This window comes from Pararhizobium sp. O133, from assembly GCF_051669845.1.
GTDB lineage: Bacteria > Pseudomonadota > Alphaproteobacteria > Rhizobiales > Rhizobiaceae > Pararhizobium.
The window spans coordinates 4,397,616-4,408,734 of record NZ_CP196426.1; the positions used below are offsets into that span (position 1 = coordinate 4,397,616).

Below are 11,119 nucleotides of genomic sequence, written 5' to 3' on the forward strand. Positions count from 1 at the left end.
GTTTCGCTCATTTGCGAGGAGACGCGTCGCCGACAAAATGCAGCGTATCGCCCTCCACCGGCGGCTTGTCGGTCACCACGGGTGGCTCGACGTCTGGACGCGCTTCATCGGCCTGATAGCGCTTCAGCACCCGCTCGATACTGTCGTAGCGCCGCATGAGCGAGATAATGCCCGGCAGCATGCCGTCGCGAAAATCATTGGTGGCGCTGAAGAACTTGAACTCGTTGGCGAGCACGTTCTTGAGTTGCTCACGCTCTTCTTCCAGCCGGCGCCGGTATTCGGAATTTTCCAAGAACATGGCGAGGCGACGTTTCCCGTTGCGTAAACTGCCTATAAAAACCGCCGCGACGGACGGCTGAAAATCGCGCAAGCACCGAAAGAGGGTGGAGCGGGTAGCGGGAATCGAACCCGCACGATCAGCTTGGGAAGCTGACAAGCTACCACTACATCATACCCGCAACGGCTGTGAGGTTTTCACCAAGCGCGGCTACCTGTCAAGGCGTTGCGTTGAGAAAACCGAACCCAAGAGGATGCCGCGCCGGCTATTCCGAGCGGAAATGCTTGGACAGTTTGAGGCCCTGCGCCTGGTAGTTCGAGCCGAGGCCGAGGCCGTAGAGGCCCTGCGGCCGCTCCATCATATGCTCATAGACCAGCCGGCCGACAATCTGGCCGTGTTCGAGGATGAAGGGGACCTCGTGGCTGCGGACCTCGAGCACGGCGCGGCTGCCCTTGCCGCCGGCCGAGACATGGCCGAAGCCGGGATCGAAGAAGCCGGCATAATGGACGCGGAACTCGCCGACCAGCGGATCGAATGGCGTCATCTCGGCGGCGTAGAGCGGCGGCACGTGCACGGCTTCGCGCGAGACGAGGATGTAGAATTCATCGGGATCAAGGATCAACTCGTCGCGGCCACGGCTGTAGAGCGGCTCCCAGAAATCGTAGATGCCATGCACGGCCTTCTTGTCGACGTCGACGACAGCTGTGTGATGCTTGCCGCGATAGCCGATCAGGCCGTCGTCGCCGGTGCCCTTGAGATCGATCGACAAGGCAATCCCCGCCCCCGAGACATTCGGCGTTTCGCTGGCGACCAGAACATCGCTTTCATGCAGCGCCATGACTTCGGCCTCTGTGAGCAGCGCGTGGCCGATGCGGAAGCGGATCTGTGACAGGCGCGAGCCGCGCCGGACGATGACCGGGAAGGTGCGCGGGCTGATCTCGAGATAAAGCGGGCCGGCATAGCCGGCGGGGATCTTGTCGAATTCCTGGGCACGATCGGTGATGACGCGGGTGAAGATATCGAGGCGGCCGGTCGAACTCTTCGGATTGGCGGAGGCCGACATCCCGGCCGGCAGGTCGAGGCTTTCCATCAGCGGCACGATATAGACGCAGCCGGTCTCCAGCACCGCCCCTTCCGACAAGTCGATGACATGCAGTTTCAGCCGGTCCAGCTTGTCGGCGACCAGATGACCGGGACCCGGCATGAAGCTGGCGCGCACGCGAAAAGCTTTCGAGCCCAGGCGTAGGTCGAGGCTTGCCGGCTGGATCTGGTCGATATCCAGCTTGGCTTCGCTTTTCAGCCGTCCTTCGTCAAACAGCGCCGCGATGGCGCGATCGGCTAGAATGCCCGTCGCCCTGGTCATCTCATCGTCCTCTTTGCCGCAAACGGCACGTCATAACCCAAATTGTCCCTGTGACATATCTTCTCGCTCGCGGGAATTGACGCAAGCACGGCTAATCAGTAAATACTGACTTATCCCGTGGTGATTTGGCCGGTCGGCTTGCAGCCACGTTAAACAAGTAGCTAAAAAGGCCGGGTTTGAAACCGGCTTGCTTTTTCGCGGCCGGTTTTTTTGTGTTGAAAGAGACGATAATGAGCAAAACCTGGCGCCCCGCGACACAGCTCGTTCATGGTGGCACGACCCGTTCCAATCATGGTGAAACCTCCGAAGCCATCTTCATGACGCAGGGCTTCGTCTACGACAGCTCGGAAGCCGCCGAAGCGCGCTTCAAGGGCGAGACCGACGGCTTCATCTACGCCCGCTACGGCAGCCCGACCAACGACATGTTCGAACAGCGCATGTGCATGCTGGAAGGCGCCGAGGATGCGCGCGCCACGGCATCCGGCATGGCCGCGGTTTCGGCTGCGATCCTCTGCCAGCTGAAGGCCGGCGATCATATCGTCGCGGCCCGTGCTTTGTTCGGCTCCTGCCGCTGGGTGGTGGAAACCCTGGCGCCGAAATACGGCATCGAATTCACGCTGATCGACGGGCGTTTCCTGGAGAACTGGGAAAAGGCGGTCAAGCCGAACACCAAGGTGTTCTTCCTCGAAAGCCCGACCAACCCGACGCTGGAAGTGGTCGATATCGCCGGCGTCGCCGAGATCGCCAACCAGATCGGCGCCAAGGTCATCGTCGACAATGTCTTTGCAACGCCGCTGTTGCAGAAGCCGCTGGAGCTTGGCGCCCATATCGTCGTCTATTCCGCGACCAAGCATATTGACGGACAGGGTCGCTGCCTTGGCGGCGTCATCCTTTCCGACAAGGAATGGATCAACGAGCACCTGCACGATTACTTCCGCCACACCGGCCCGGCCCTGTCGCCGTTCAATGCCTGGACGCTGCTGAAGGGCATCGAGACGCTGCCGCTCAGGGTGCGCCAGCAGAGCGAGAATGCGTCGCGCGTGGCCGATTTCCTCGCCGAGCAGAACCAGGTCGCCAAGGTCGTCTATCCCGGCCGCAAGGACCATCCGCAGGCCGATATCATCGCCCGGCAGATGAAGGGCGGCTCGACGCTGGTCTGTTTCGATCTGAAGGGCGGCAAGGAAGCGGCCTTCAAGCTGCAGAACGCGCTCGAGACCGTCCTGATCTCCAACAATCTCGGTGATTCCAAGAGCCTGATCACCCATCCGGCGACGACGACGCACAAGAACCTTTCCGAAGAGGCACGCAACGAACTGGGCATTTCGCCCGGCACCGTGCGCTTCTCGGCGGGGATCGAGGACAGCGAAGACCTGATAGAAGATTTTGCCCGGGCACTGAAATCCGTCCAGGCCTAATCATTCCCAGATCGTTCAAGACGCCCGTGTCCTGCCGGATGCGGGCGTTTTCTATGTCCTGAAGCTGGCACGAGCCAGCATCAGCCGCGACAGCGTCGTGTAGAAACAGACAAGCGCGAAGAGGACGGCGATCTCGGGAAACCAGTATGGGAAGAGGCAGAAAGCGAGGAAGACGGCGATCGTTTCGGTCGCTTCGGCAAGGCCGGTGGTGAAATAGAGTGATTTCGCGCCGCGCACATCCGTCGTCAGCCCGCGCCTCTCGGCCATGACGGCAAAGGCGAGGAAGCTCGCGCCGTTGATGTAGAAGGCGAGAAGCAGCAAGCCGCCGGCAACGCCGTTCTCGTACGGATCTGAAAGGATGAAGGCAAAGGGGATGAGGCCGTAGAAGGCGAAGTCGAGGACGATATCGAGGAAGCCGCCGAAATCGGTCTTTGCCGTGGCGCGCGCAACCGCCCCATCCAAACCGTCGCAGATCCGGCTGGCGGCGATTAGAATAAAAGCCGGCATCAATTTGTCGACTATGATGGCGAAGGCTGCCGCGAGCCCAAGCAGGAAACCGGCGACAGTGACGGCATTGGCACCGATGCCACGGGCCGCCAGAGCACGCCCGCCACGGTCAAGCCAAGGATCCAACTGCTTCCTGATAAGGCCGTCGAGCATGCTGTTTCGTATCCTTACAGTTTACCCTATCCGTTATTCTTGAAGAAACCATCTTGCTGTAGAGTATCGCCTATAGACTTGAAAAGGGTTTGCATATGTACCGCGCGCTCACTCGCGATATCGAGGTAACGGTCGAGCCGTATTATCTGGAGGAACAGTCCGATCCGGATGACAGCCGCTATGTCTGGGGCTACCGTATCCTGATCTCCAATCTGTCCGGCAAGACGGTGCGGCTGATGACACGCTACTGGCACATCACCGATGAAAACGGCCAGGTGGATGAAGTCAACGGGCCGGGCGTCATCGGCGAACAACCGGTTCTCAGCCCAGGCGATACCTACGAATACTCCTCAGGCTGCCCGCTCGACACACCATCCGGCGTGATGTTTGGCCATTACTCCATGGAAACCACCGAAGGCGAGGAATTCACAGTCGATATCCCCGCCTTCTCGCTGGATTCGCCCGGCCAGACCCGGACGTTGAATTAAAGCGCCTTATCCAAGATAAAGCGCCCCAATGGCCGCTTTTTACTGTGGCCGGATCTCGGTTGCTTCGAACCGGTAGGTCGTCGAGCAGAATTCGCAGGTGACCGAAACCTTCCCGTCTTCCATCGAATGCTCGATGTCCTCCTGGCTGAGGCTCGCCAGCACGTCGCGCAGCTTTTCGCGTGAACAGCTGCACTTGTCGTAGACAGCCTGCGGCGGATAGACCTTGACGCCACGCTCGTGGAACAGCCGGTAGAGCAAACGCTCGGTCCCGACGGTTGGATCGGTCAGTTCGTCGGCATCGATGGTCTGGACCATGACGCTGGCTTCACCCCAGAGATCGTCGACTTCGAAATCGCCATCCGCATCCGTCGTGTCGCCGTCACCTCCATGCAGGTCGCGCTGGCGCATGCGCTCCGGCGCGTCGGGCAGGAACTGCGCCACCATGCCGCCAGCCCGCCAGCGATGACGCGGCTTGCCGTTTTCATCGCGGTCGAGCAATTCGGCAACGCCGAGGCGCACCTTGGTCGGGATCTGTTCCGACTGGCGGAAATAGACGCCGGCGATCTCCTCCAGGCTCGCACCATCTAGCGGCACGATGCCCTGGTAGCGTTGCATATGGGCGCCCTGATCGATGGTAAAGGCCAGAACGCCCTCCCCCAGCAGCTCTTGCGGCTGGGTCTGGCCGTTATTGACTGCAACCGCCAAGGCTTCCTCGCTGTAACGGGCATAGGCGCGCACACGGTCCGGCGTCGCGAAATCCGCGACGACCAGATCGACCGGGCCGTCGCTCTTTGTCTGAACGATCAGCTTGCCTTCGAATTTCAGCGAGGTGCCAAGCAGGACCGTCAGCACGACTGTTTCGGCAACAAGACGGGCGACCGGCAGCGGATAATTGTGGCGTTCGAGAATGGCATCCAGCATCGGGCCGAGCTGGACGGCGCGGCCGCGCACATCAAGGCCTTCAACCTGAAACGGTACGACGTGATCGTCACCGGCAAAATCGAATTCGCCGAGGCCCGGCATGGTTTCCGTCATCATCTTGCTCCTTCGTGTTCGGCCACAGATGCGCCCGAGGAGCCGAGCCCCGCAGCGACGCGATGTCCGATCTGTTCATTGATCCCGTGCCGTCCCGGTTTGTCCAGAGTGCATCCGGAAAAAGCGGCGGCCGGTCTTGTCGCTTCAGGGTCGAAGCGAACGGATGGTTGGCGTCATCAACGACGATGACCGGTCGCGTGTTCGGCGCCGGTCATCTTTCTGGTCCATAGATCGTGTGCCGCCCGGCCGTTTTCAAGTCGCGTGGGCGAGCCTGCTCACAGGGCGCCGAGGCACCAGGCAAGGACCGACTTCTGGGCGTGCAGGCGGTTCTCGGCCTCGTCGAAGACGACGGATTGCCTGCCGTCGATGACCTCGTCGGTGACTTCCTCGCCGCGATGGGCTGGCAGGCAGTGCATGAACAACGCATCCTTGTCCGCCCGCTTCATCAGCGCCTCATTGACCTGGAAAGGCTGGAAGACATTGTGGCCGCGGGCGCGATGTTCCTGGTTCATGGAGACCCAGGTATCGGTGACCACGCAATGAGCGCCATCCACGGCCTGTTCAGCCTCATGATAGAGCTTGATATTGCCGCCATTGTTGCGGGCCCAGTTGAGGATCTTGTCGTCCGGCTCGGAACCGAGCGGAACGGCCATGTTCATCTGGTAGCCGAAACGGGCAGACCCCTCGACGAAGGAATGCAGCACGTTGTTGCCATCGCCGGTCCAGGCGATCGTCTTGCCCTTCACCGGCCCGCTATGCTCCTCGAAGGTCATGATGTCGGCCATGATCTGGCAGGGATGCGTTGTATCGGTCAGGCCGTTGATGACAGGGACGGTCGCGTGTTCGGCCAGTTCCAGCAGGCGGCTGTGATCGGTGGTGCGGATCATGATGGCGTCGACATAACGCGACAGGACCTTGGCGGTATCGCCGATGGTTTCAGCGCGGCCAAGCTGCATTTCGGTGCCGGAGAGAAACAGCGTTTCGCCGCCGAGCTGGCGCATGCCGACATCGAAGGAAACACGGGTACGGGTCGACGGTTTTTCGAAGATCATCGCCAGCATCTTGCCGGCCAGCGGCTTTTCCGCCGTGCCGGCCTTGGTGGCTACCTTGCGGACGCGGGCGTCGTCGATGATGGTTCTCAGGTCATTCGACGTCATTGCGGAGAGGTCGAGAAAGTGTCTTGTATCGGCCATTCTATTCAAATCCTGTCATTATTCGAGCATGCGGGAAACGTCGTTCAGACTGACGCCTGTCGTCGTTCCACCGTCAGATGCTCGGCCGCCCGCTCGATGCGGGCGAGACCCTCGCGGGCCTCCTCCGCCGTCGTGGTGAGCGGGGGCAGCAGGCGAATGACGTTTTCACCCGCAGGAACGGCCAGCAGGTGTTCCGCCCGGATGGCCTTCAACAGGTCTGCCGACGGCACCTTGGCCTTGATGCCGAGCATCAGGCCATCGCCACGGATTTCCTCGATGACATCGGGGAAGCGATCGGCAAGCGAGGCCAGTCCTTGGCGGAAGACCAAGGCCACATCGCGGACATGCGGCAGGAAATCGTCGGCCAACACGACGTCAAGGACGGCATTGCCGACGGCCATGGCGAGCGGATTGCCGCCATAGGTCGATCCATGCGTACCGGCGACCATGCCGGCTGCCGATTCCTCGGTCGCAAGGCAGGCACCGAGCGGGAAGCCGCCGCCGATACCCTTGGCGACAGCCATGATGTCCGGGGTGATACCCGACCATTCATGGGCAAACAGCTTGCCAGTCCGGCCGACGCCGCACTGGACCTCGTCGAAGATCAGGAGGAGGCCGTATTCGTCACAAAGTGCGCGCAGTTCCTGCAGGAATTCCTTGGGAACGGTGCGGATGCCGCCCTCGCCCTGGATCGGTTCGATCAGGATCGCGGCCGTCTCCTCGGTGATGGCGGCCTTCAGGGCCGGCATGTCGCCGAACGGAACCTGATAGAAGCCCGGAGCCTTCGGACCGAAGCCCTCGAGATATTTCGCCTGTCCACCGGCCGCGATGGTCGCCAGCGTGCGGCCATGGAAGGCGCCTTCGAAGGTGATGATATGGAATTTTTCCGGATGGCCCTTGGCGAAATGGTAGCGCCGCGCCGTCTTGATCGCGCATTCCAGCGCCTCGGCGCCGGAATTGGTGAAAAACGCCTTGTCGGCAAAGGTCGCATCGGTCAGCCGGCGGCCGAGGCTTTCCTGGCCCGGAACCTCGTAGAGATTGGACAAGTGCCAGACCTTCTCGGCCTGCTCCTTCAGCGCCGATACCAGATGCGGATGGGCATGGCCGAGCGAATTGACCGCGACGCCGGCGGCGAAGTCCAGATAGCGGGTGCCGTCCTCGGCGATCAGCCAGACGCCTTCGCCGCGCTCGAACCGAAGGGGTGCGCGGGCATATGTGTCGTAAAGCGGCGTGGCATCGGCCATGGCGCAAGTCTCCTCAATCATCACGGCGTGATTGTCTGGGTCACGTGTTTACACCGGGCTGAGGCCAGCCCTGAAAAATCAAAATGCCGCCTTGCGGCGGCGATGGCACTATCTTCATTTCGCACCGCGATGTCAACAAAAGGCCATGGTTTGCAGCCATTCCCGCGCACCGAACGGCCCGCGAATTTTTTTACGCCACGCTCTTGCAAAAATACCACGCATCGCAAGCAAGTTGGGGAAAACTCGAAAATCGATTCGGCGTGATTCATGGGACTCTTGTCACGGAGTCCCCCGGGCTCTACGTTAATAAACAATTACTAGAACGCATGCGGCGGACCTAGTCACCAAAAGTGTTATCGCGTTTCAACCTCGGATCGTTGCCGGGGTCCGGTGGAGGATTCGACCATCACCAACGCTGTGAATGGAGACATGACCATGAACTGGACTGACGAGCGGGTCGAGAAACTCAAGAAATTGTGGTCCGAGGGTCTGAGCGCGAGCCAGATCGCCGCTCAACTCGGCGGCGTCAGCCGCAACGCCGTCATCGGCAAGGTGCACCGGCTTTGCCTGCCGGGCCGCGCCAAGGCTGGCGGCACCACGACGACAGCTCGCGCAAAGCGCCCGGCACCGGCTGCTCCGCGCACGGCCGGCAACACTTTTGCCTCGCGCATGACCGCGCCCCGCGCTGCAACGCGGACGACCGGCGCTGCCGTAATGAAGGAAGAGGTCGAGATCGACGCGATCGAACAGCGCGAGGAGGCTCCAGCCAGCAATGTCGTCGTTCCGATGTCGCGCCGTCTGGGTCTGACTCAGCTTACCGACCGCACCTGCAAGTGGCCGATCGGCGATCCGATGAAGGAAGAGTTCCACTTCTGTGGCAACGACTCTCCCGATACGTCACCCTACTGCACGTTCCATGCGAAGCTGGCCTACCAGCCGTCCGCGGAACGCCGCAGGGCACGCTGAGGCACAGCGTCACACGCATCAAAAAAGGGGCCGAAATGGCCCCTTTTTCATGTCCGGCCGAAAATTGACAGATCAGCTTTCCAGCGAATATCCGGCGCCGCGCACGGTGCGGATGACGTCCTGCATGTTGGAGAAGTTCAACGCCTTGCGCAGACGGCCCACATGGACGTCGACGGTACGCTCGTCGACATAGATATCGTGACCCCAGACGCCATCCAGAAGCTGGGAGCGCGAGAACACGCGGCCCGGCGAGGCCATGAAGAATTCCAGTAGACGGAACTCGGTCGGCCCGAGGCGCACTTCGCGGGCCTTGCGATGGACCCGGTGGGTTTCGCGGTCGAGTTCGATATCGCCGCATTTCAGAAGCGTGGAGAGGACTTCCGGCTTCGCACGGCGCAGCATGGCCTTCACCCGCGCCATCAGTTCCGGCGTCGAGAACGGCTTGACGACATAATCGTCGGCGCCGGTGGCGAGACCGCGGACGCGCTCGCTTTCCTCGCCACGCGCGGTCAGCATGATGATCGGCAGGCGCTCGGTTTCGGAACGCTGGCGCAGGCGACGGCAAAGCTCGATGCCGGACACACCCGGCAGCATCCAGTCGAGGATCAGCAGGTCGGGAAGACGCTCCTGCAGGCGCATTTCGGCTTCGTCACCACGGTTGATCGTATCGACTTCAAACCCTTCGGCCTCAAGGTTGTAGCGCAGGAGGACGCTCAGCGCCTCTTCATCTTCAACAACGGCAATTCTTGGCAGCATAGTCCATGAGCTCCTTGGCGCCCGGTCCACCTGGCATGCCGAGCGGCTCCAGCGGCCGCGCGCGCCTTCACGTAAGAATCGGCTTACTTATTTGTGCGACGCGATCAGTTTCCGACCGCACCGACGGTGTTGGCCGTGTCGTCCTTCGGCCGCTCGCCGACCAGCTGCGCGCCGGTCGCCATGTAGTAGATCGTCTCGGCGATGTTGGTCGCATGGTCGCCGATGCGCTCGATGTTCTTGGCGCAGAACAGAAGATGGGTGCACGGCGTGATGTTGCGCGGATCTTCCATCATGTAGGTGAGAAGTTCGCGGAACAGCGACGTGTAGATCGCATCGATCTCGCCATCGCGCTCGCGGATGCTGTTGGCCTTTTCAGGCGAACGCGACGCGTAGACATCGAGAACTTCCTTGAGCTGAACGAGAGCAAGCTCGGCCAGGTGTTCCAGGCCACGGGCCAGCTGACGCGGCAGGGTCGAGCTGGCAACGGCGATGACGCGCTTGGCGGTGTTCTTGCCGAGGTCGCCGACGCGTTCCAGGTCGGCGGCGATGCGGATCGAGCCCATGATTTCGCGCAGGTCGGCCGCCATCGGCTGGCGCTTGGCGATGGTGATGATCGCCTTTTCGCCGATCTGGCGCTCGGCATCATCGAGAATGGCGTCGTCGGAGATAACCTTCTGGGCGAGCGCCAGGTCGGAATTGACCAAAGCGCGCACGGATTCGGCAACCATCTGCTCGGCCAGACCGCCCATTTCGGAGATGCGGCGGGTCAGGTATTTCAGATCTTCGTCATAGACGGAAACGATGTGTGTAGACATGATTGTTTTTCCTCGTGATCACAATCCAATTGGGAAACAGCCGCCTCCCCGAACGCCGGGCAGGCCACGGGACATATCCTCAGCCGAAGCGGCCCATGATGTAGTCCTGGGTGCGCTGATCATCCGGGTTTGTGAACATCTTGTCGGTGTCGTTTTCCTCGACGAGATTGCCGAGGTGGAACATGGCGGTGCGCTGCGACACGCGGGCGGCCTGCTGCATCGAATGCGTCACGATGACGATCGTGTAGTTGGTGCGCAGTTCGTGGATCAGTTCCTCGACCTTGGCGGTCGCGATCGGGTCCAGTGCCGAGCACGGCTCGTCCATCAGGATCACTTCCGGGCTGACGGCGACGGCGCGTGCGATGCACAGGCGCTGCTGCTGGCCGCCGGAGAGACCGGTGCCGGATTCATGCAAACGGTCCTTCACCTCGTTCCAGAGGCCGGCCTTCTGCAGGCTCTGCTCGACGATCTGGTCGAGTTCCGCCTTGGTGCGGGCGAGACCGTGGATCTTCGGACCGTAGGTGACGTTCTCGTAGATCGACTTCGGAAACGGGTTCGGCTTCTGGAAGACCATGCCGACGCGGGCACGAAGTTCAACGACGTCGATGCTCGGATCGTAGATATCGCCACCATCGAGCGTAATCTTGCCGGTAACGCGGCAATTATCGATCGTGTCGTTCATGCGGTTCAGCGTCCGCAGGAAGGTGGACTTGCCGCAGCCGGAAGGGCCGATCAGCGCGGTCACGGTGTTTTCGCGGACATCCAGGTTCACGTCGTACAGCGCACGCTTCTCGCCATAATAGACCGAAACGTCCTTGCCGATCATCTTCAACGGGACAGTGTTCATTTTCTGGTCCAGCGCCTTTTCAACTGCTGCTTCTGACATCATGTTCATGTTCTTACCTCA

The 11,119-nt window shown here is 61.1% G+C and carries 13 protein-coding genes, 1 tRNA gene and 1 riboswitch; of the genes, 3 read left to right on the forward strand and 11 right to left on the reverse strand.

The window, feature by feature from the left end; all coding sequences use genetic code 11:
- Window positions 1–7: 7 nt before the first annotated feature.
- The 3 genes from ACST81_RS21345 to ACST81_RS21355 all read right to left on the reverse strand — a co-directional run bounded on the left by ACST81_RS21345 (window position 8) and on the right by ACST81_RS21355 (window position 1,640).
- Window positions 8–370, reverse strand: coding sequence for a hypothetical protein (locus ACST81_RS21345; protein WP_438750427.1), 363 nt, complete (start codon window positions 368–370; stop codon window positions 8–10).
- A 14-nt stretch (window positions 371–384) separates the two neighbouring features.
- Window positions 385–458, reverse strand: a tRNA-Gly gene (locus ACST81_RS21350).
- An 84-nt stretch (window positions 459–542) separates the two neighbouring features.
- Window positions 543–1,640, reverse strand: coding sequence for a 2'-deoxycytidine 5'-triphosphate deaminase (locus ACST81_RS21355; RefSeq protein WP_438750428.1), 1,098 nt, complete (start codon window positions 1,638–1,640; stop codon window positions 543–545).
- Between the two features lie 107 nt (window positions 1,641–1,747).
- A riboswitch (SAM riboswitch) is annotated at window positions 1,748–1,826 on the forward strand.
- A gap of 44 nt (window positions 1,827–1,870) precedes the next feature.
- Between ACST81_RS21355 and ACST81_RS21360 the strand changes: the two genes are divergently transcribed.
- Complete coding sequence (locus ACST81_RS21360; protein WP_438750429.1) at window positions 1,871–3,055, forward strand: O-succinylhomoserine sulfhydrylase; 1,185 nt, start codon at window positions 1,871–1,873, stop codon at window positions 3,053–3,055.
- A gap of 51 nt (window positions 3,056–3,106) precedes the next feature.
- Here ACST81_RS21360 and ACST81_RS21365 read toward each other — a convergent pair whose 3' ends face one another.
- Window positions 3,107–3,715, reverse strand: a complete 609-nt coding sequence (locus ACST81_RS21365) for a CDP-alcohol phosphatidyltransferase family protein (RefSeq protein ID WP_438750430.1) — start codon at window positions 3,713–3,715, stop codon at window positions 3,107–3,109.
- A gap of 95 nt (window positions 3,716–3,810) precedes the next feature.
- On the opposite strand from ACST81_RS21365, the gene apaG reads away from it, so the two are divergent.
- Complete coding sequence (gene apaG / locus ACST81_RS21370) at window positions 3,811–4,203, forward strand: Co2+/Mg2+ efflux protein ApaG (protein WP_438750431.1); 393 nt, start codon at window positions 3,811–3,813, stop codon at window positions 4,201–4,203.
- Between the two features lie 39 nt (window positions 4,204–4,242).
- On the opposite strand, the gene ACST81_RS21375 is transcribed toward apaG, so the two are convergent.
- The 4 genes from ACST81_RS21375 to ACST81_RS21390 form a co-directional block, all read right to left on the reverse strand.
- Window positions 4,243–5,238 (reverse strand): Hsp33 family molecular chaperone, encoded by a 996-nt coding sequence (locus ACST81_RS21375; RefSeq protein WP_438753750.1) that lies wholly within the window; start codon window positions 5,236–5,238, stop codon window positions 4,243–4,245.
- A 275-nt stretch (window positions 5,239–5,513) separates the two neighbouring features.
- Entirely contained in the window at window positions 5,514–6,431 is a 918-nt protein-coding gene (argF, locus tag ACST81_RS21380) for an ornithine carbamoyltransferase (protein ID WP_438750432.1), read from the reverse strand.
- A 44-nt stretch (window positions 6,432–6,475) separates the two neighbouring features.
- A complete protein-coding gene (locus ACST81_RS21385) occupies window positions 6,476–7,675 on the reverse strand; it encodes an aspartate aminotransferase family protein (protein ID WP_438750433.1) in 1,200 nt (399 codons plus the stop codon).
- Window positions 7,676–7,695: 20 nt separating this feature from the next.
- A complete protein-coding gene (locus ACST81_RS21390; protein WP_438750434.1) occupies window positions 7,696–7,944 on the reverse strand; it encodes a hypothetical protein in 249 nt (82 codons plus the stop codon).
- 166 nt (window positions 7,945–8,110) lie between these two features.
- Here ACST81_RS21390 and ACST81_RS21395 point away from each other — a divergent pair, with 166 nt between their 5' ends.
- On the forward strand, window positions 8,111–8,641 hold the full coding sequence (locus tag ACST81_RS21395) for a GcrA family cell cycle regulator (protein ID WP_438750435.1): 531 nt from the start codon (window positions 8,111–8,113) through the stop codon (window positions 8,639–8,641).
- 72 nt (window positions 8,642–8,713) lie between these two features.
- Here the strand turns inward: ACST81_RS21395 and phoB are convergent, their stop codons facing one another.
- The 3 genes from phoB to pstB form a co-directional block, all read right to left on the reverse strand.
- Window positions 8,714–9,397, reverse strand: coding sequence for a phosphate regulon transcriptional regulator PhoB (gene phoB, locus ACST81_RS21400; RefSeq protein ID WP_325465677.1), 684 nt, complete (start codon window positions 9,395–9,397; stop codon window positions 8,714–8,716).
- 104 nt (window positions 9,398–9,501) lie between these two features.
- Window positions 9,502–10,212 carry a phosphate signaling complex protein PhoU gene (phoU, locus tag ACST81_RS21405; protein WP_438750437.1) on the reverse strand — a complete coding sequence of 237 codons (711 nt, stop codon included), beginning with the start codon at window positions 10,210–10,212 and terminating at the stop codon, window positions 9,502–9,504.
- A 79-nt stretch (window positions 10,213–10,291) separates the two neighbouring features.
- The gene (gene pstB, locus ACST81_RS21410) at window positions 10,292–11,107 is read right to left on the reverse strand and encodes a phosphate ABC transporter ATP-binding protein PstB (protein WP_438750439.1); all 816 of its coding nucleotides are present in this window, start codon (window positions 11,105–11,107) and stop codon (window positions 10,292–10,294) included.
- Window positions 11,108–11,119 lie beyond the last annotated feature (12 nt).